This window comes from Helicobacter sp. (assembly GCF_014799995.1).
GTDB lineage: Bacteria > Campylobacterota > Campylobacteria > Campylobacterales > Helicobacteraceae > Helicobacter_D.
In genome coordinates this window covers 133,317-153,262 of sequence record NZ_JAAVGY010000040.1, presented here as the reverse complement: position 1 = coordinate 153,262, position 19,946 = coordinate 133,317, and the positions used below count along the sequence as shown (strand labels likewise).

Annotated in this window: 17 protein-coding genes; 5 read left to right on the top strand and 12 right to left on the bottom strand. The window is 39.7% G+C overall.

The window, feature by feature from the left end; genetic code table 11:
- A partial coding sequence (locus HDT10_RS06160) for a filamentous hemagglutinin N-terminal domain-containing protein (protein WP_290881203.1) occupies positions 1-512 on the bottom strand: 512 nt, incomplete at its 3' end.
- A 59-nt stretch (positions 513-571) separates the two neighbouring features.
- Complete coding sequence (locus HDT10_RS06155) at positions 572-694, bottom strand: hypothetical protein (RefSeq protein WP_290881200.1); 123 nt, start codon at positions 692-694, stop codon at positions 572-574.
- A gap of 390 nt (positions 695-1,084) precedes the next feature.
- Between HDT10_RS06155 and flgE the strand changes: the two genes are divergently transcribed.
- From flgE to metA, 4 genes are all read left to right on the top strand, one after another.
- Positions 1,085-3,334, top strand: a complete 2,250-nt coding sequence (gene flgE / locus HDT10_RS06150) for a flagellar hook protein FlgE (protein WP_290881197.1) — start codon at positions 1,085-1,087, stop codon at positions 3,332-3,334.
- A 164-nt stretch (positions 3,335-3,498) separates the two neighbouring features.
- Positions 3,499-5,550: a Cache 3/Cache 2 fusion domain-containing protein gene (locus tag HDT10_RS06145; RefSeq protein WP_290881195.1), complete on the top strand. Its 2,052-nt coding sequence runs from the start codon at positions 3,499-3,501 to the stop codon at positions 5,548-5,550.
- Between the two features lie 384 nt (positions 5,551-5,934).
- Positions 5,935-7,233, top strand: coding sequence for an aminotransferase class V-fold PLP-dependent enzyme (locus HDT10_RS06140; RefSeq protein WP_290881192.1), 1,299 nt, complete (start codon positions 5,935-5,937; stop codon positions 7,231-7,233).
- 8 nt (positions 7,234-7,241) lie between these two features.
- Positions 7,242-8,129, top strand: coding sequence for a homoserine O-succinyltransferase (gene metA, locus HDT10_RS06135; RefSeq protein WP_290881190.1), 888 nt, complete (start codon positions 7,242-7,244; stop codon positions 8,127-8,129).
- Here metA and HDT10_RS06130 read toward each other — a convergent pair.
- The 5 genes from HDT10_RS06130 to HDT10_RS06110 form a co-directional block, all read right to left on the bottom strand.
- Positions 8,116-8,571 carry a hypothetical protein gene (locus HDT10_RS06130; protein ID WP_290881188.1) on the bottom strand — a complete coding sequence of 152 codons (456 nt, stop codon included), beginning with the start codon at positions 8,569-8,571 and terminating at the stop codon, positions 8,116-8,118. The two genes, metA and HDT10_RS06130, sit on opposite strands and share 14 nt — an antisense overlap.
- A 4-nt stretch (positions 8,572-8,575) precedes the next feature.
- Positions 8,576-9,121 (bottom strand): hypothetical protein, encoded by a 546-nt coding sequence (locus tag HDT10_RS06125; protein ID WP_290881186.1) that lies wholly within the window; start codon positions 9,119-9,121, stop codon positions 8,576-8,578.
- The gene (carB, locus tag HDT10_RS06120) at positions 9,118-12,378 is read right to left on the bottom strand and encodes a carbamoyl-phosphate synthase large subunit (protein WP_290881184.1); all 3,261 of its coding nucleotides are present in this window, start codon (positions 12,376-12,378) and stop codon (positions 9,118-9,120) included. Before carB ends, HDT10_RS06125 begins: the two co-directional genes overlap by 4 nt.
- Positions 12,379-12,451: 73 nt before the next feature.
- The gene (gene gmk / locus HDT10_RS06115; RefSeq protein WP_290881181.1) at positions 12,452-13,066 is read right to left on the bottom strand and encodes a guanylate kinase; all 615 of its coding nucleotides are present in this window, start codon (positions 13,064-13,066) and stop codon (positions 12,452-12,454) included.
- Positions 13,067-13,071: 5 nt separating this feature from the next.
- Positions 13,072-14,826 (bottom strand): hypothetical protein, encoded by a 1,755-nt coding sequence (locus HDT10_RS06110; RefSeq protein WP_290881179.1) that lies wholly within the window; start codon positions 14,824-14,826, stop codon positions 13,072-13,074.
- Positions 14,827-14,914: 88 nt separating this feature from the next.
- Here HDT10_RS06110 and HDT10_RS06105 point away from each other — a divergent pair, with 88 nt between their 5' ends.
- Positions 14,915-15,439: a phospholipase D-like domain-containing protein gene (locus tag HDT10_RS06105; protein WP_290881177.1), complete on the top strand. Its 525-nt coding sequence runs from the start codon at positions 14,915-14,917 to the stop codon at positions 15,437-15,439.
- Here HDT10_RS06105 and HDT10_RS06100 read toward each other — a convergent pair whose 3' ends face one another.
- The 5 genes from HDT10_RS06100 to cysS all read right to left on the bottom strand — a co-directional run bounded on the left by HDT10_RS06100 (position 15,440) and on the right by cysS (position 19,912).
- Positions 15,440-15,973 (bottom strand): hypothetical protein, encoded by a 534-nt coding sequence (locus tag HDT10_RS06100; protein ID WP_290881173.1) that lies wholly within the window; start codon positions 15,971-15,973, stop codon positions 15,440-15,442.
- Complete coding sequence (locus tag HDT10_RS06095) at positions 15,970-16,488, bottom strand: hypothetical protein (protein ID WP_290881170.1); 519 nt, start codon at positions 16,486-16,488, stop codon at positions 15,970-15,972. Before HDT10_RS06095 ends, HDT10_RS06100 begins: the two co-directional genes overlap by 4 nt.
- Positions 16,485-17,537 (bottom strand): hypothetical protein, encoded by a 1,053-nt coding sequence (locus tag HDT10_RS06090; protein WP_290881168.1) that lies wholly within the window; start codon positions 17,535-17,537, stop codon positions 16,485-16,487. Before HDT10_RS06090 ends, HDT10_RS06095 begins: the two co-directional genes overlap by 4 nt.
- A 133-nt stretch (positions 17,538-17,670) precedes the next feature.
- Complete coding sequence (locus tag HDT10_RS06085; RefSeq protein WP_290881165.1) at positions 17,671-18,468, bottom strand: sulfite exporter TauE/SafE family protein; 798 nt, start codon at positions 18,466-18,468, stop codon at positions 17,671-17,673.
- Positions 18,469-18,496: 28 nt separating this feature from the next.
- Positions 18,497-19,912 (bottom strand): cysteine--tRNA ligase, encoded by a 1,416-nt coding sequence (gene cysS / locus HDT10_RS06080; protein ID WP_290881163.1) that lies wholly within the window; start codon positions 19,910-19,912, stop codon positions 18,497-18,499.
- Between the last annotated feature and the right edge of the window lie 34 nt (positions 19,913-19,946).

Genomic DNA, 19,946 nt, shown 5'->3' with positions numbered 1-19,946 from the left:
GCAGAACTATCTAGTGCTAATATAGACTGCGCTGCTATGTCATTTTTGGAAGTTATTTGCTTGGTATTGTAATCATATTGATGATTACCGGTTTTAATATTTAATTCTTGGTCATTATCAACATAAATATTACCCGCAATTTTCACCGCATTAGAAACTAATTCCGCGGGACTTTCTAGAATATGTAAGCCAAAAGCCTGCTCGCCTTTCCCCTTAATGCTAATCGTTCCAACCTGTGAGATTGTAAAATCTTGAAGTTTGCCCCCAACCATATTTGGCTTACCTGTTACCATAGTCAAACGAGAGAGGTTTATAAAACCTGCTCCGGCTGCTGTTATTCCGTTTGGATTGGCAATCACTAATGCTGCCCTCTGCCCAAAAATCTCCGTATATCCCTCTAAAGCGGTAGTGGAATTTGATGTTACCTCATTTAAAATGATTCGTGCGGCATTTCCTGTGCCAAAGTTTGGATTAAACGCAACTGTGCCACTAAGCGTGCTTTTACCCTGCAAAATGCCGGTTTTATAGGTATGGTTATTTAAGATGAGATTTTGTTCAGATACATTATATTCTAAAATTTATTATGTGATACACCGCCTGCTGTGGGCTTAACGATATTTAGAACATCTGTTCCATTAGAGGATTGGACAATATGAGGCGCACCCTTGCCTTGATGTGCCACTCCATCAACCACAATAGCATTGCTTTGTGCAAAGGCAAATGCGACAAAAAAACTGAAGAAAGCGGCAAATAAGTGAATAATCTAATTCGCTTCCTAAAATAAATAGCTCTTGTGGTTCATCATCACTCTATAATTTTAATCAATTTAAGCTATATTCTATCTATATGCCATATTAAAAGCTTTTAAAATAAGAATCGGAACTAGACAAATGTGTCTTTATGTAGAAAATTTGCCCATATTTTCAAATCCTACTTAAATCCTATTGATTCCCCTCGTTTAAGATTCTAGGCTAATTCGCATTGCAAACAAATCCTTATTCCTATTCAATCTTTAGAGTTAGTCAAAAAGTGGAACGCTAGTTGCTTTACCCTTTGCAAAATACTTTTTGATAAAGGATTACAAATGTTACGTTCATTATGGTCAGGTGTAAGCGGTATGCAAGCACATCAAGTCGCCCTTGATGTAGAATCTAACAATATCGCCAATGTCAATACAAATGGTTTTAAATATTCTCGTGCAGATTTTTCTACAATGGTAAGCCAAACTCGCCGTTCTGCTACGATTCCTTATGCAGGATATGGCGGGGTGAATGATTACTCCGTAGGACTTGGAACAAGTATCAACACTACAACGAAAGTCTTTTCACAAGGTTCTATGCAAAACACCGATAGGAAAGCGGACTTGGCTCTAAGTGGAAATGGTATGTTTGTTGTGAGCAACAACGCAGGATATACAAGAATGTATACTCGTGATGGAGCATTCTCTTTTGACGCGGTAGGGAATCTCGTTACAACAAGCGGCTTTATCGTGCAAGGTTGGGTGCGAGACCTTTCTAAGTTGGGTTGTTCTTGCGGTAGCGGAGAAATCAACCGCGTAGATTCTACCGGTCCTATCAAAAATATCACGATTGACCCACGTATGACAATTCCGGCTAAAGCAACCACTATCGTAACAGGTAATATCAACCTCACAAGCGGAAGAAAAACCGAAAACATCACTTGCCCAAGCCCACTAGATAGCACTGCGGCAAACAACTATATCTCTGGTGGATTGGATAGAATCTATGATACTAATGATAAACAACTTGAAGTAGAACAAGATATGGGAGTAATGTTTGACGCAAGCGGAGAGGCTTTAATGCTACAAGAGGGACAAGGAATCTGGGTAAGCTATCAGACAGCGACTTCAAGCCGCATAGCACTTGACCCAAATCCTGCCGCAGGTCCTATTACAACCACTGTTACTATTAATGGACAAACTATTACTTGGACAAATAACGCAGCGATTTCTGGCTCTTCTCATTTGCTAGCTGCACAAGTGGCAATTAACAATGTCAAAGACAAAACAGGTGTAGAGGCTCTGACACAAAACGGAATGTTGATTTTGCAAAACCTCAACCAACTTGACGGAGATGGCACAAACAAAAACATTCGTGCGACAGGGTTTGATAACGGAATCTTTGCTAATGGTGGATTTGACGATGGAATGGGCGGCTTTAATGCAGACCAAACCGTAACCACTGCATTTAAGTATATTTACACAACACAAACCGATGCGGATTCCACTTCTGGACAATTCAGAACCACAGAGGACTTGCGCTCAATTATCCAACAAGACGCTAATAAAGTCAAAGCATTTGGTGGAGATTCTGCGGCAGCAGCAGCAGGAATCGCTGCTGGATTTGGACAAAGCAATTACAGCGTAAGCGTGATTTTGAACAATTCAGGACAATTTGAAATCAACAACAAACAAGACGGATTAGTCCCCGGAACTGACCAATTTTCAGCTTATGATAACTTGAATATCTTTGTTTCTGGTTATAATGACACTCTCAACACCACCAATGTGCTTTTCAAAAACCAAATGAAAGGAATGAACACAGGTGTTTTAGTAGAGGGTGGAAATGTAACAAGCACAGGTGGCTTTAGAATGGCTAACTATGGGCAAACCGTAGAGATTTTTGATAGTCTTGGGAACAAACACGAATTCCAAATTGAGTTTGTCAAAGTGCAAGGTAACCAATGGAATTGGCGTATCATTGTGCCCGAACCTGCGGAATTACTCGGTGCAACAGCACAGCGTCCAAATGTCCTTGAGGGCGGAAATGTAACCTTTGGTGAGCAAGGAGAATTGATAGGATTCAACCCCTCTACGATTCAATTCAAACCAAACAATGGGGCGAGATTCCCACAAGCAATCAACCTAGACTTTGGAACAGGCGGCGGCTATGATGGACTTACAAGCACAGCGAAAGAATCCCAAGCCAATGAAGTGGGGGGCAATGGTTATGCCTCTGGAATCTTGAAAGATTTCTACTTTGACGCGACTGGAACAATGATTGGTGTCTTTGATAATGGGCAAAACCTAGCCCTTGCGCAAGTAGCGGTAGCGACTTTTGCCAACTACGAGGGCTTGCAAGAACAAGGTAACAATCTCTATTCCGAATCTCCAAACTCTGGAAATGCAACCATTGGAGCAGCAGGAACAGGAGGAAGAGCGAGCATTGAAGCTTCTAAACTTGAGATGAGTAACACCGACTTAAGTAGAGGCTTGACACAACTTATCGTGGTGCAACGTGGATTCCAAGCAAGCTCTAAGTCTATTACGACTTCTGACCAAATCCTTAACACCCTCTTGCAGCTAAAACAATAATTTAGCAACTTCCTAGCGCAAGTCTTGCGCTTGGGTAGGGAGATATTCTCTCTTTAAGATTCCAAACAAACAATCACGAGCGATGAATTTTTAAATTTACCTTTTCTTAAGTGTTTCTTAAGTATAATTTTAAGTTTTTTATTCATTTTTCAGAAAGGATTAATATGTGGAATAAACTCTCTGTGGGGAAAAAGTTTTCCTGTATTCAAGTCGTTATTGCCTTAGTGATTGCTGTGCCTTTCGTATTATTGATTCAAATTGTTATGGATAGATTTACTCAAAGTCAATTAGAATTACAAATCAACCAAATGGGACATATCATTGAGGGAAACTTTGAAGTCGTTTCTAACCAAATCATCAAAGAAGCAGATAATTCACTGAACTTTTTTGAAAACGACTTCTCCACTCGTTATGGTGAAACAAGGGCTAATAGTTATAGACTTGGGAACTTTACAACGATTAATCAAAAAAGTGTGCCTAGTCTAATGTTTAATGGAATCAATCTTGTAGGCGATACAGACTTAGTAGATAATTTTTCCAAGCTCACAGGGGGAGTAGCGACAATTTTTGTGCGCAATGATAATAATGAGTTTGTGCGCATTTCTACTTCTTTGAAAGATGAAGCAGGAAATAGAGTCGTAGGCACTTCCATTAATGCCTCCCACCCTGCGTATGCCGAAATGACAAAGAGCAATCCGAGTATCTTTCGTGGGAAAGTGCGCCTTGTGGGTAGAGATTATATGTCTATCTATAAACCCATTTTAGATGAAAATAAGCAAACCATTGGGATTTTATTTGTTGCGTATAACTTAAAAGATTTTTATGATTTGATTACACAAAAGCTAAGCAATATGCACATTGGAAAAGAAGGAAAAATCACGATTTTGGACAAAAAGAATGATTCCTTTATCTTTGGAAAAACAGGCAAACCAAGTGATTATCCCTATTTGCAAGATTTAAAAACAGGAGAAATTGATTATGCTGCAAATGGAAATGAATACAAATCCTATGTAGATTATAATGACACTTTGGATTTATATATCCTAACAGAAGTGCTTCTCAAAGATTTCACAGAAACCAATGAAAAAATTGAACTTCTCATCGTGGCAAGTATTATCATTATTCTTTTGGCACTTTTGCTTGCGTCTTTCTTGATTATCAAATTCTCTTTGCTTAGTCGTATCAATAGCATTTCTGAATTGCTCTTCGATTTCTTAAAATACATTAATCACGAAACACCCAATCCACCCTTACTCACTAAGCCTAAAGCAGAAGACGAGCTTGGAGTAATGAGAATTGCGATTAACAAAAATATTGAAAAAGTCCAACACGGCTTAGAAAAAGACAAAATCGCCATTGCCCAATCCGCACAAACCGCTAAGACAATAGAGGAAGGAGACTTAACCGCAAGAATCGTAGAGAATCCTCATAATCCACAACTCATAGAGCTAAAAAATGTGCTCAACAATATGCTAGATATTCTACAACACAAAATCGGTAGCAATATGAATGAGATTTCACGCGTCTTTAAAAGCTATATTGATTTAGACTTCACCACAGAAATACCAAATGCAAAAGGAAGCGTAGAGACGACAACCAATCATTTAGGAGAAAATATCAAAGAAATGCTACGCACTTCCTCAAGATTTGCACAGGAGCTAGAAACAAGCGCAAAAGACTTGAATCAAGCGGTGATTCATCTTAACGAGGGCTCACAAGCCCAAGCCGCTTCCTTACAACAAACCTCTTCTGCATTGGAGGAAATCAGCTCCTCTATGGAAAATGTCTCTAGTCGCGCAAACGATGTCAGCAATCAGGCAAACGATATTCGCAATATCACGGGTGTGATTCGTGATATTGCTGACCAAACCAACTTGCTTGCGCTCAATGCCGCGATTGAAGCCGCAAGGGCTGGAGAACACGGAAGAGGATTCGCTGTTGTTGCTGATGAGGTGCGCAAACTAGCGGAACGAACAGGAAAATCACTAAGCGAGATTGAGGCAAATGTAAATATTCTCGTGCAAAGTATCAATGATATGAGCGAATCTATCAAAGAACAAACTTTAGGAATCGGGCAAATTAACGGGGCAGTCGCGCAATTAGAACATACCACCTCACAAAATGTAGAGGTTGCAAGTCGCGCGCAAGACATTAGTAATTCCGTAGATGACATTGCCAATAAGATTTTTGATGATGTCAATAAAAAGAAATTTTAACACTTCAAACCTCTTATAATTGCAAAGCCCTTGGGGGCTGTCGCAATCTTCCAAGCACAAATCCCTTTTATCAAGCCAATTATCAGCGCAACAATCCAGAATCCAACCTTTAATTCTATTTTGCATCCTTGCGAGAGCTAAAAAGCATTCGTGGCAATCTATCATCTTGCACTTTAAGTTAATCCAACTATGAAGTCTCGTAAGATTCTTTTGCTTGAATTGCCACGAGGCAACACCTCTTGCAAGGACTTGGTGGCAAACTTCGCAGAATCTCAAGAATAAAACCAATTCCATTAAATTATTTTATAAAATTTATAAATACATATTGTATTTTTATAAATTTATGATATAATTCCACGAAATTTTAAATACAAGGAAATAAAAATGGCAAATTTACCTCACCACAACTACACACAAGAAACACTCGCATTGCACGCAGGCTACACTTATGATAAAGAGCGCACCTTAAGCGTGCCGATTTACCAAAACACCGCTTATAGTTTTGAGACTTTAGAACAAGCCGCAGCAAGATTTGGCTTACAAGAGCTTGGCAATATCTACTCTAGGCTCACAAATCCAACTTACAGAATCCTAGGAGACCGCCTAGCAGCCGTTGAGGGTGGAGCGTTTGGAGTCGCTACTGCGAGCGGAACTGCTGCGATTTTTTACGCATTAGCCAACCTTGCGCAAAACGGCGATAGTATCGTGTATTCTAACAAAATCTACGGCGGGACGCAAACGCTCATCGTGCATACGCTTAAACGTTTTGGGATTCAATCCAAAGCGTTTGATATTGACGATATTGAGGGCACTTTAGAATCTGCGATTGATGAGAAAACAAAAGTCATTTTCTTTGAGAGCCTCTCCAATCCACAAATTGCAATTGCCGATGTAGAAAAAATCGTTAAAATCGCCCAAAAATATGGAATCGTAACGATTTGTGATAACACCGTGGCAACTGCATTTTTGCACAAACCCTTTGACTTCGGAGTAGATGTTTGCGTTTATAGCCTTAGCAAATATGTCAATGGGCAAGGAAGCGCGCTAGGGGGTGTCGTGATTGAGCGCAAAGGATTAAACGATTTACTTGTGAAAAATCCTCGTTATCCTGCGTTCAATACGCCCGATGAAAGTTATCACGGACTTGTGTATGCTTCACTTGCAGAAGCTCTGCCAATCTTTGGAATCCGACTGATTACAGAATGGTTACGCAACATTGGCGCGACACTCTCTCCGCAAAATGCTTGGATTATCTTGCAAGGACTAGAAACGCTAGAATTGCGTATCAAAAAACATAGCCAAAACGCACTAGAGGTTGCGCGATTCTTACAACAACACCCAAAAGTCAAAAATGTATTCTATCCCGGATTGGAGGACAATTCCTATCATCATTTACTGAAAAAATATTTCACTAATTCCAATGCAAGCGGGCTTTTGAGTTTTGAAGTCTCTAGCTATGAGGAAGCAAAAAGGGTTTGCAATGCACTAGAGATTTTCGCAATCGTGGCAAATATCGGGGATTCCAAATCTCTTGTGATTCACCCTGCTTCCACTACGCATTCACAACTCAATGAAGCCGAGTTGAAATCTGCTGGCATTACGCCTTGCACGATTCGCTTAAGCATTGGATTAGAATCTCCGCTAGACTTGATTGCCGACTTGAAGCAAGCACTAGAGAAATAAGGATTCTTATGCCATTAGTGATTCCAGAGGATATTCCCGCTTTCTCACTGCTCAAGCAAAATGCGTTTATTATGGGTTACAATCACGCGAAATCCCAAGATATTCGCGCTTTAGAGGTGCTGATTTTCAACCTTATGCCAACCAAAATAGAGACAGAAAACCAAATCCTCTCCCTGCTTGCAAACTCTCCTTTGCAAGTCAATATCACCCTGCTTTCTACTGCGAGCTATATAGGGAAAAACACCCCAAAGTCTCACTTGGAACGTTTTTATGTCAATTTTGAAAACATTAAGAATCGCAAATTTGACGGGGCGATTGTTACAGGAGCTCCGATTGAGCATTTAGACTTTGAAGCAGTGAAGTATTGGGGAGAATTTATGCGCATTATGGATTTTCTAAAGGAAAATTGCACGAGCACCTTATATCTTTGCTGGGGAGCAATGGCGGGATTGCACTATTTTCACAAAATCCAAAAAATCCCTTTAGATTCTAAACTTTTTGGAGTATTTGACCATTTTTGCGTAGAAAAAGACTTGCTTCTTAATGGGTTAGATGAAATTGTCAAGATTCCACATTCTAGGCATTCTGGCATTAACGAATCCCAAGTGCGCACTAATCAACATTTAAAAATCTTGCTTGAGGGAGAAGTCAGCGGCATTGCGGCACTCAAAGACGAAAAAGACTTTTTTATCTTAGGACACCCCGAATATTCTAAAGAAACCTTAGATTTGGAATACAAACGCGACTTGAATCTTGGTTTAGAAATCACCCCACCCCTCCACTATTATGACGCAAAAAACAATCCAATGTTTATTTGGCGTTCAAGCGCAAGTATGTTGTTTGCAAATTGGCTAAACTTTGCAGTTTATCAAGACACGCCCTTTATTCTAAGTTAGGCTTCTCATAATAAACGAGATTCCGCTTGCGTGTCTCAAAATCTTCCGAATCCTCACTCAAATAAACAATATAACGCGAATCCTCATACAGACTATGAATCGTTTGCATTGCCCCTTGAATGCTCAAAGTATAGTCTTTTGACAAAAAAATCTCCCCTGCTGCGCGTCCAAGACTTGGGATAAACAACAAAAGCGTTCCTCCCAAGAGTGCGACAAAAAGAATCTTAAAAACCTTGTCAATAAAGGGAATCGCAAAACCAATCCCAAAAATAGCGACAAGGATAACAAACGCAATGGGGTTAAAAACATTCAAAAAGAACGGATTGAAAAATACTGCAATGCCATAATATTGAATATATCCGCTAAAAATTGTCGCCCAAAAAATAGCGAACAGCAGAAAAACCAACAGAAAGCTTACGATAATAGAGGAGACGAATTTCATAGATTTACCTTATACACTTGAGATGATGATTTGAGACTTTATAGATTTTGGAGGGATTGGATTCTTTTAAACCCCGCTCATCTAGGATAATCACATTTGCATTTTGGAGCGCAAAGCCCAATGCAAAGCCTTTCTTATGCGCATTTGCAGAGCTAGAATACAAAAAGGGAAAGAATTGCAAAAAATCCGCGTGAGAGATTCTTCGGAATCTATCAGGCTTAATCACACGAATCGCAAGCATTGTATGGAAACTATCCTTTGACATTAAAGCGTGTCTCCCTCTATACACAAAAGTCTTTCGCGCACTCTTGCGAATCTTGTTTTTGTATTGATTGGGAGGGCGCACAAGGCTTTTAAGCTTCTTAAAAGAATCCAATGTCAAAAGTGCGTTTTGAGATTCCAAACGTCCTTTAATCGCATTGAGTTTTGTAGCACTAGAGCACAAAAACCCTGCAGTCGTATCACTTTGAGCCAAAAAAATTGGCGCATTCTCGCTACTTCCCCAAAAGCCAACCTTATAAGATTGCTTTGCTAGCGATTCTGTGGTCATTGGTTAAGATAATCCTGAATCGCTTTAGCAGTATTGGGGCTTTGAGACTTTAACTCACTAATCGCACAGACTGCCACGCGTGCAGCCTCAATGGTGGTAAAGTAAGGCACATTATTGCGCAAAACTTGCGTGCGAATCTTATCTGTATCGTCTTTGCTAGAAGCCTCATCACTCGTATTAATTGCCAAAGCAATTTCTCCATTTGCGAGCATATCGCCAATATTAGGACGCCCTTCGCTAATCTTTAATGCTTCCTCGCAAGAGATTCCAGCCTTTTGCAAGACTTCCGCTGTGCCTTTTGTCGCACAAAGATGAAAGTCAAAATGTTGCAAATCCTGCGCAAGTGAAACCGCTTGTGATTTATCCACGCTACGAAGTGAAATAAAAACTTTTCCATTGGTTGGAAGTGAGTTTTTGCAAGCCAACTGACTTTTGGCAAAACTTAGCCCAAAACTCTCACTAATCCCCATAACTTCCCCTGTCGAGCGCATTTCTGGTCCTAACACCATCACTGCCCCACTTAGTTTGTTAAACGGAAACACAGATTCTTTGACTGCAATATGCTTAGATTCCTTTGGTTTATACAAGCCATTTTTGTATTCTGTTTTTTGAAATTTATCATAATGTGCTAAGGCAGATTTCAAATCGCCATTTATCATCACTTCTGTTGCGACTTTGGCAAGCGGAATCCCGGTAGCCTTGCTTACAAATGGCACGGTGCGACTTGCGCGAGGATTGACTTCAATCAAATAAAGCCTATTTTCAAAAATCGCATATTGCGTATTCATCAACCCCACGACACCCAAATTTCTAGCAATCTTTGCAGTGGTTTCCTCTACTTCTCTGATTCTTTCCTCTGATAAACTAATTGAAGGCAAAGAGCAAGCCGAATCGCCACTATGGATTCCCGCTTCCTCAATGTGCTGCATAATACCCGCAATATAAACTTCCTTGCCATCGCAAATAATATCTACATCTAATTCAATGGCATTATTCAAAAATTTATCAATTAACACAGGACAATCTTCGCTGACGCTGACGGCTTCGCTCATATAGTCTTGCAATTCATTCATATTATAAACAATCCGCATTGCACGCCCACCTAGCACATAACTTGGACGCACAAGCACAGGGAATCCTATATCTTGAGCAATGTTAATGGCTTCTTCTTTAGTATAGGCTGTGCCATTTTTGGGCTGAATGAGCCCATTTTCTTCTACAAACTTTGAAAATTTCTTGCGGTCTTCGGCAATGTCAATGGTTTTTGCGCTCGTTCCGATAATCTTTGCGCCAATTTTTGTTAGCTTCTTTGCGAGTTTTAAAGGAGTCTGTCCGCCAAAATGCACGATAACCCCATCGGGCTTTTCTCTCTCAATCACACTGCGCACGTGTTCAAAGGTAATGGGTTCAAAATACAAGACATCACTGGTATCATAATCAGTACTCACGGTTTCTGGATTGCAATTATACATAATGCTTGTATAACCCATATCACGCAATGCAAAACTCGCATGCACACAAGCATAATCAAACTCAATCCCCTGCCCGATACGATTAGGTCCGCCACCGATGATAAGCACCTTTTTCTTATTGGTTTGCGGAATCTCTTGGTTTTGTGCGTCATCTAATGGAGTTGTGGAGTATAAATAAGCGGTTTTTGTAGAAAATTCCGCCGCACAAGTATCCACTTCATTGTATTGTAAGGCAATATTGGCTTTTTGACGCAAAGCATAAATGTCTTCTTCGCGCAATTCTAGCGATTCGCTTTGATTGACTAAAAAGGCAAGCATTTTATCACTAAACCCACAAATTTTTACTTCTCGCAAAAACTGTGCATCGTTTAACTTCTCAAAAGAAATTTGTTGCTCTAATGCGATGATTTCTGCAATTTGATTCAAGAAATAAGAATCAATCCTGCACCATTTTTGCACTTCCTCTACACTCGCTCCACAGCGAAACGCATCGGCGATATAAAGCAACCTTTCTGCATTGGGACGGCGCACTTCATATTGAATCACACTCAAGTCATTACTAATGGGTGTAAAGCCAAAGATTCCTGTTTCTAAACTATTGAGGGCTTTTTGCAAAGATTCTTTGAAGGTTGCGCCAATCGCCATTACCTCGCCGATAGACTTCATAGAAGTTGTTAATGTAGAATCTGCTTGGGGGAATTTTTCAAAAGTGAAACGTGGAATCTTGGTTACAATATAATCAATACTTGGTTCAAAGCTTGCTGGAGTGCCGGTAATGTCGTTTTTAATCTCATCTAAAGTAAAGCCTACGGCAAGCAAAGTAGCGACTTTGGCAATCGGATACCCTGTCGCTTTAGACGCAAGGGCAGAGGAACGCGAAACACGTGGATTCATTTCAATCACCGTCATTCTACCCGTGTCAGGATTAATGGCAAATTGCACATTGCTTCCGCCGGTATCTACGCCGATTTCACGCAAAATAGCGAAAGAAGCATCACGCATTCGTTGGTATTCTTTGTCTGTTAGCGTCAGTGCGGGGGCAATCGTGATAGAATCTCCGGTATGCACACCCATTGGGTCTAGGTTTTCAATACTGCAAACAATAATGCAATTATCCGCCCTATCCCGAATCACCTCCATTTCAAATTCTTTCCAACCAAGCAGGGATTCTTCAACCAGAATTTCGCCAATTGGGCTAATCTCCAAACCATTTTGCGCTAGGCTTTTAAACTCATCAATATTATAGGCTACGCCGCTTCCTCCACCCGCTAGTGTATAGCTTGCACGGATAATGAGAGGGAATCCGATTTCTTTCGCCGCTTCTAGTGCTTCTTCTAATGTGTAAGCATAGCGGGATTTTGGCAAGTCCATACCGATTTTTAGCATTGCTTCCTTGAAAGCCTGTCTATCCTCTCCCTTTTTAATGGCTTCGGGATTCGCCCCAAGAAATTGCACGCCCTCTAGCATACCCTTTTCAAACATACTCATTGCGATATTTAGTGCTGTTTGCCCACCCATTGTAGGCAAAATCGCATCTACTTTTTCCTTTTGGATAATATCTGCAACAACCTCTTCTGTGATAGGCTCAATATAAGTTCTATCGGCAAACTCCGGGTCAGTCATAATTGTAGCGGGATTGGAATTAATCAATACGACTTTATAGCCTAATTCTTTGAGTGTTTTCGCGGCTTGCGTGCCAGAGTAGTCAAATTCGCACGCTTGCCCTATGATAATTGGTCCTGAACCGATTAATAGAATGGTTTGAATGTCATTTCGCTTTGGCATAGAATCCTTCTTGAATTTTGGGTTAAAATTTCATAATTCTAGCGTTTTATGACTTAAAAATTTGCGAGAAATTTTATTTTTCCCAATTTTGCAAAAAAGGTTGGATTTGGTATAAACTTGCCTTACAAAAAGCACTTCGGACGATACAAATCAACTTTTGCGCGGAATCCTCTAAATCCTCATTAATAATCAAATAATCAAAATTGGGCAGATTTTTTACCTCATCGCGTGCGTTTTCTAAACGTCTTTGAATCACTTCTGCACTCTCGCTTCCGCGTCCCTTTAAACGTTCTTTTAAGACGCTTTTGTTGGGTGTTGTGATAAAAACACTTGTCGTATGATAAGGAAAAGATTGCTTAAGATTCGCCTGCCCTTGCACATCAATATCAAAAATCACAAGCTTATCTTCCTCTAATGCTTGCAAAACTTGCTGCTTGGAAGTGCCATAATAATTCCCATGCACCTCTGCCCATTCTAAAAATTCTCCCTTTTGGATTCCATTTTCAAAGGCTTGTTTGTCAATAAAATGGTAATGCACTCCCTCTATCTCACTTTCTCGCTTTGGACGTGTCGTAGAGGAAATGGAGAAATAGTGGTTTGGAAACTCTTTAGCCAAGACTTTATATAATGAGCTTTTGCCTGCGCCACTAGGACCAGAGAGGATTAGAATCGCTCCTTTGTGCTTCATAGATTCTAATCTTTTTTAGGAAATTGGATATTAATGCTAATGGTTGCACCACTAAGTAAATCTTTGAGGTTTTGGGATTGTAAAGCCTGCAATGCGCCAATGAGGGATTCTAACGAATTTGCTTGAATATTGCTTGGCAATGTAGAATCTGCTACTGCTTCAGTGCTTGGCACAATTGGTGCGGGATTGGGAGCTTTGGTAATTGGCTCTCCTAGTGCCTCACTCATTCCCTCCTCACTCAAACTATCAAACTCATCTAGGCTAGAATCTAACGCACTTGCTTCGGGCAAAGATTCTACTTCCTCCGCATTCATATCATCTTGTGGAGTTAAATCTAAATCCTCGCCTAGACTTTCTGGAATCTCCAAACTCTCTTCGGATTCCGCTTCGCTTAATGTCTCCTCCGCTATCTCTTGAGATTCTGTTTCTCCTGTGTCAAGCGCAACTTCTTCTGAAGTCTCCAAGCCCAAATCGCTAGAATCCGCCATCTCGCCCAAATCTCCTAAAGATTCCAAATCCTCGCTCGTTGTTTCTGCTTCCTCTGTCGCCTCCAAGTCTTCACTAGGCAAATCCAATGCGCCAAAGTCAGAATCGCCTAATTCATTTGCGACTTCTCCAATCCCTCCCAATGCGTTATCATCTGAAGACGTAGAATCCAAAGAATCCACATTCAAATCTCCTAAATCTTGCGTGTTTTCCGAATCCATTTCACTCGTTAGATTATCCAACCCCATATCAGATTCTGCTTCCTCTGGAGTTGCTTGGGTTAAATCTGTGGCTTCCAAGTCTTCTGCTGGTTCTTTTGTATCCAAATCGTCAAATGCAAAGTCATCTTCTCCGCCACTCTCTGTAAAATCCGCACTATTTCCCGTAATGCCTTCAGAATCTAAACCCTCTAGCTGCACATCTTCATCTTGAGATTCCGTCTCTTCTCCTAATGCTTCAATGCCACCAAGCCCATCTTGTAAATCGCCGAAGTCTAAATCCTCACTTGCACTTGAATCGCTACCCATATCTAATTCTTTATCTAAATCCAATAACGCATCGTCTTGCTTGGGGGATTCCTCCTCACTAGAGAGCAAATCCTTAATCTCTTCCACATCACCCTTATCCAATACATTCAAGTCTTGGGATTCTTCCTCTAAATCCTCTGCGCCGAAATCTAATTGCTCCTCGCCCGATTCTGTTGCAGCCTCCTCTATCCCCTCTTCTGCACCAAAGTCTAATGGAGCGTCAGGATTTTCTACCGCCTCTTCTATACCCTCCTCTGCGCCGAAATCTAATTGCTCCTCACCTGAACCAGATTCCATTGAAGACTCCTCATCATCTAATTGCAAATCATCAAAGCCTGAAAGGTCTAACTCGTCCTCTAAATTATCCAAAGATTCCACCCCCCCAAGATCCAATTCCTCATCATCATCTTTATGTATCTGCTGACTATCTACCGGTGTGATTCCAGAAATTTTACTTAGGGTTTTTACGAGGTCTGTTGGCAAAAATGGCTTTTGGATATATTCATCAAAGCCCTCCAAACGTTCTGTGGATTTGGCATAAAATAAACCAAATTTTGTTTCAGAATTTTCTGTCTTGTAAGAATCAAACAATTCTTGGTCAAAACATTCGTCATCTATTAATACAATTTCTGCACCTTTATTTAAATTAATTGCTTGAGACTCTTCCATTTCTATGCCAAGCTTAGATACGCTTAGTGCCACAAGTTTGCTAATCATAGGATTTTTACTGACAAGGTATAGTTTCATAGACGCTTCCTTTTGCTTTGTCTAGTTTTTAAACAAAGAATTGCTAAAATTTTAACAATTTGTATCTTAATTTTGCAAGGAAGTCTTAATGTTTAAAAAAGTTTTAGTAACTCTTAGTGTTTTTGCAAATTTTGTATGGGCAGATAAGCTATATTTTATGCCCCAAGAGCAAGAAGCAGCACTCCAAACTCTCATTTCCACGATTGAAAACACACAAAAAACATTAGATGTCGCCATTTATAGCTTTACAAATCGTGAAATTAGCAAGGCAATCCGCGACACCGCAAAAAAAGGCATTAAAGTCCGAATCATTTATGATAAAAAGAGCAACCAAGACCCTAACAAATCTACAATTGGCTATCTAGCAAAACTCAAAAATATAGAAACATGTTTGCTAGAGGGCAAACGTTCTTATAACAATAAATTCTATGGATTAATGCATATGAAAATGGCAATTAGTGATGAAAATTCTCTGATTCTAGGTTCAGCCAATTGGTCTAAAAGTGCCTTTGAAACCAACTACGAAACTCTTTTAATCACACAAGATAAAGATTCTATTGCTAAGGCAAAAAATGCTTTTGAAGCAATGTTTTTAGAATGTGAAAAATATTAATTAATGCGTGTTAAGATTTAAGAAATAAGCGTCCAATCGGAAAGAAAAAACCAACTCTGCACCCTCTCTTTCAATGTGAATCGGAAAATTAAAACGCACGATACCGGGCAGAGATTGTGTCATACCCAATGCTTCTTTAAGTTTATTAATGTTTTGCAAGCGACCACTGATAATAAAACGTTGTTTAAAATATTTTTCCTCTAAGATAGGCGCGCCATCTGCAACCACACCAGCATTTTCAAAAATAATCCTTAACTTCTCTTCAATTTCCCTTTGTGTAATTTGATGCTCAAAATTTCTAAGCGTATGCGCATTTTGATTTTGATAATTGATAAGTTTTTGCATTTCTGCATCGCGTTGGGATTCTATTTGACTTTGCACATAAAGTTCTTTACGATATTGGGCATTCGTATTGCGAAAAATATCTAATTGCGGTTTGACTACTGCTAAAAAAACAATAATCACCATAAAAAAATAAAAAACAAAAAAGAAAGTATTGCGAATCCAATCAATCTGCGCAAAAAATGCTCTCATGGCTGTGCTTCCTCTTGATTTAATTTGCTAATAGAGACAAAATTATACCAGCCATTGGGCAGCATATAAAAATCTGCGCGACTTTGATTGAAAATTGACCGCAAGGGAACTTCAAGCAAGAAAGTATAAATTTGTTTAGAAGGAGTTGTGCCATAGAGTGTGAGTTGGTATTGCTCCATTTGTATTTTGTTTAATGTGATTTGCTCGGGAATTAAATCAAAGAGGTTTTCCACACTTTCTTTTAGCATTTTATTTTGGCTTGCGATATAGGCTTCAAATTGCACTTTTTCTTCTTCTATAATCATTATCTCTTGATATTCTTTAATCTGTTTTAACATCTGTTGTTGCATTTCTACGGCGGCTTTTTCATTCTGCTGCATAAAGTATCCTTGCACTTTTAGCATTGCGACAAAACCACCAAAGATAAAAAGTGTTAGGAAAATATAGCCCCACCAAATGCGCGAAACTTTCTTGAGAATTGTTTTTTTGCCCGGTTGCGTGAAACTATAATTCATACTTGCCCTTTTGATTCAAAAAACTTATAGGATTCATAGCCCAAAATTGCCAACTCTTTGGCAATATCACAGGGGAGCACTTGCACTTCTAGCATTGTGATTTGCTGGATTTGCTGGAGTGTCTCTTGCGCAATATCGTGCGGGTTAAAAATCACAATTTCATTAATAAACTCACTATTGTAAAGCTCGTTGCTATAAAACTCACTAAGGGCGGATTGGATAAATTTTGCCGCTGTATTAATCCGTGAAAAATCATCTAAATCATCTCCTTGTTCGGGGTTCTCAATATTTTCATGGGATTCGTCTTCTCCTTCATCATTTTTCAAAACCTTAATCAATTCATCATCATTGCTACTCTCACTCTCCAAATCCACAACATTATCAATATCGCTTAACTCACTTTGCAAATCCGATTCAATATCCGTCTTTCGTATATCATCTTCATCTTCGCTTAGGGAATGTTTAACAACGGACAATCCCAAATCAATCTCACTTTCTAGCACATAATAACCGCCAAATAGCACACCCGCATCTTGTTTGGTAACAATCAAAGTCATATTGGAACGTTGGAAAAGCACATAGAGTTTGCAAGAATCTTGAAAGGTATCTTTTGCCAAACGATAAAGCACCATAAAAGGAGAAATGACAAAATCCGCACCAAGCTTTAAAAAACGTTTTTTTGTCTCTGCGATTCCCTCATTGGGAACATAAACAGACCAATTATTATCAAAACGTTTATACACTACCTCATTACAATCCACGCCGTGCTTTTGAAATTCACTTTCTTTGTCGGAATTAATCACTCCTTGCGTGATAGAGCAAGAAAAGGTTGAAACATAGGTAAAAGGATTTTTGGCTCGGATTTTTTTAATATGACGCACAGCTTGAATGGGCAACTCGCCCGGATTTGTTTTAAATTCTTTCGTCTGTGTTTGTAGGAGATGTCCTCTGCGATAAAAATTCACCGCCACGCTACATAGCTTGTGGTCTAGCTCAATACCAGCAATCACGGTGGCGAAAAAAGGACGAATTGTTTTAACCAAATTCATAATTACTCCAAACTTAAACTCGCATTGCTAATAGTATGCAATTTTGGCTTAAAAAATAGACTTTTTAAGCAAATATTATGTTTTTTATTGAATTGCATTCGCAAGATTCTGCAAACTTCCACTCCTTGATACATTAATGTTGGGATTCCTCCATTGGTTGATGGACGGGCTCTTTGTTATGGGATTCCATTGGATTTGTTGGAGTGTGGGAATCTTGCATTGTGTGCATTTTGTGTGTCATTTCTGGATTTTGCAAGAATTTCACGCCTTTTTCAATCATCAATGCACCAAAAACAACAATCGCAATCGCAGCAAGATTCATTGCAAACTTACGCACCAAAGGTTTATAAAGAATCGTATTTGCCAAAAGCCCAAAAATAAGCAGAGGCACAATCGTGGCAATCCCGAAAATCAACATTACCAATGCGCCTTTAAAAACGCTCGCAGAAGATGCCGCAATAAACAAAAACGCATAGACAAATCCACAGGGCAATAAACCATTGAGGATTCCTAATAGATAAAGACTTAAAGGGCTTTGGAGATTCAAAGCGTTTTGGAATCGTGTCTGATACCACTTGGAATTTTGCACAGAATGTTCTAAAAGTGTTAAGAATTTCAACTTCCCAAAAAGCGAAAGCCCTGCTAAGACCATTAAAACACCTGTAATCAAGAAGAGTACGCCGCGCAAAGTGCCATTGAGGCTAAACATACTCCCTAACGCACCCACGAATGCACCAAGCAAAACATAAGTACTAACGCGTCCTAGATTATAGAGCAAATGGAATCCCACAAGACGCCCCTTGCTTGCGTTATTATTAGCCAACTTGCCGCTAAAGGCGAGTACGATTCCGCCACACATTCCAATGCAATGTCCAAACCCCCCAACTAGCGCGATTCCAAAAAGACTAACGAAGTCGCTTAAAGTTTCCATATTTTTCCCTTAAAAAATCGCATAGGCTCTATATTCTTTCCCACTCACAACCACTAGGAGTATCCATAATCTCAATCCCATTTGCGCGCAAATTCTCTCGGATTTTATCTGCATTTTGAAAATCTTTTGCTTTTTTATATTCCGCTCTCTTTGCAATCAGAGATTCAATCTCTGCGCGTCTTTCTTGACTTATACCAAGTTTAAAATATTCAAAGGAATCTTGAATGCCTACGCCTAAAACTCTTGCGACTAAATTGAGACTTGCTAAGATTTGTGGAATCTTGTCTTTTTGTTTGTTGTCAAGCATTTCATTTGCATTAGCAATGAGTTCATCTAAAACACTCAAGGCTTTAGAAATGTTCAAATCATCACTCAAAGCCTCTAAAAATGCTTCACTAAAGGCACTTTGGCTGTCTTTGGATTCTGTATCTTGTGCCTTAGGCTGCATTTGCGCAATGCGTTTTTTGAGCCGATAAAGCCTATCTAGCCGCTTCTTGCTTGCAAGTAAATCTTCTTCGGAGAAATTCAATCCTGCGCGATAATGCGTGCTAAGGAGATAGAATCGCAAAACCTCCCCATTATGATTTTTTAAGGCGTCTTTGATAAAGAAGCTATTTCCTAAAGACTTTGCCATTTTCTCACCATTAATGGTTACAAAACCATTGTGAATCCAATATTTCGCTAAAGTCTGTCCATCGGCGCAACGCGTTTGGCAAACTTCATTTTCGTGATGAGGGAAAAGCAAATCCGCCCCACCTCCGTGAATGTCAATCGCATATTCACCCCCAAGTGCTAAATGCTCCTTTATCATTGCACTACATTCAATATGCCAGCCCGGACGCCCCTTACCAAAGGGCGAATCGTAACCCACATCGCCTACGCCTTTGTAACTCTTCCATAGAGCAAAATCCTTTGCATCGTGCTTTTGCTCGCTATTTTGGATTCTGCTTTTGGATTCCTCATCGGCAATTCTACCGCTTAAATCCCCATAATGCGCGTCTTTGCTAACAGATAGATACACATCGCCATTTTGTGTTTGGTAGGCGAATCCCTTATCCAGCAGGGTTTGAATCATTGCACAAATGCTTGGGAGACTTTGTGTCGCTTTGGGTTCAATGTCCGCGCGTTCCACGCCCAAAGATTCCATTTCGTCTAAATATTTTTGCGTATAAGTCTGCGTAATCTCCTCTACACTCAAGCCACTTTGCAAGGATTTGTTGATAATTTTATCGTCAATATCGGTGAAATTCTTGGCAAAAATCACTTTATAGCCATATTCACGCAGGAGTTTGCGCCACAAATCAAACACAATGGCACTTCTAGCGTGCCCTAAATGCGAATCGTCATAAACCGTCGGACCACAGACATAAATGCGCACTTCTTTCGGATTAATGGGTATAAATTCTACTTTTTCTTTTAATTTGCTATCATAAATTCTAATCATCACTTTCCCCTATCAATTTAAAGGGAAAGTATAG

What these genes read in the sequence shown, in the direction of transcription:
- flgE (WP_290881197.1), top strand. Translation starts at nt 1,085, where the DNA reads ATGTTACGTTCATTATGGTCAGGTGTAAGCGGTATGCAAGCACATCAA.
- HDT10_RS06145 (WP_290881195.1), top strand. Translation starts at nt 3,499, where the DNA reads ATGTGGAATAAACTCTCTGTGGGGAAAAAGTTTTCCTGTATTCAAGTC.
- HDT10_RS06140 (WP_290881192.1), top strand. Translation starts at nt 5,935, where the DNA reads ATGGCAAATTTACCTCACCACAACTACACACAAGAAACACTCGCATTG.
- metA (WP_290881190.1), top strand. Translation starts at nt 7,242, where the DNA reads ATGCCATTAGTGATTCCAGAGGATATTCCCGCTTTCTCACTGCTCAAG.
- HDT10_RS06130 (WP_290881188.1), bottom strand. Translation starts at nt 8,571, where the DNA reads ATGAAATTCGTCTCCTCTATTATCGTAAGCTTTCTGTTGGTTTTTCTG.
- HDT10_RS06125 (WP_290881186.1), bottom strand. Translation starts at nt 9,121, where the DNA reads ATGACCACAGAATCGCTAGCAAAGCAATCTTATAAGGTTGGCTTTTGG.
- carB (WP_290881184.1), bottom strand. Translation starts at nt 12,378, where the DNA reads ATGCCAAAGCGAAATGACATTCAAACCATTCTATTAATCGGTTCAGGA.
- gmk (WP_290881181.1), bottom strand. Translation starts at nt 13,066, where the DNA reads ATGAAGCACAAAGGAGCGATTCTAATCCTCTCTGGTCCTAGTGGCGCA.
- HDT10_RS06110 (WP_290881179.1), bottom strand. Translation starts at nt 14,826, where the DNA reads ATGAAACTATACCTTGTCAGTAAAAATCCTATGATTAGCAAACTTGTG.
- HDT10_RS06105 (WP_290881177.1), top strand. Translation starts at nt 14,915, where the DNA reads ATGTTTAAAAAAGTTTTAGTAACTCTTAGTGTTTTTGCAAATTTTGTA.
- HDT10_RS06100 (WP_290881173.1), bottom strand. Translation starts at nt 15,973, where the DNA reads ATGAGAGCATTTTTTGCGCAGATTGATTGGATTCGCAATACTTTCTTT.
- HDT10_RS06095 (WP_290881170.1), bottom strand. Translation starts at nt 16,488, where the DNA reads ATGAATTATAGTTTCACGCAACCGGGCAAAAAAACAATTCTCAAGAAA.
- HDT10_RS06090 (WP_290881168.1), bottom strand. Translation starts at nt 17,537, where the DNA reads ATGAATTTGGTTAAAACAATTCGTCCTTTTTTCGCCACCGTGATTGCT.
- HDT10_RS06085 (WP_290881165.1), bottom strand. Translation starts at nt 18,468, where the DNA reads ATGGAAACTTTAAGCGACTTCGTTAGTCTTTTTGGAATCGCGCTAGTT.
- cysS (WP_290881163.1), bottom strand. Translation starts at nt 19,912, where the DNA reads ATGATTAGAATTTATGATAGCAAATTAAAAGAAAAAGTAGAATTTATA.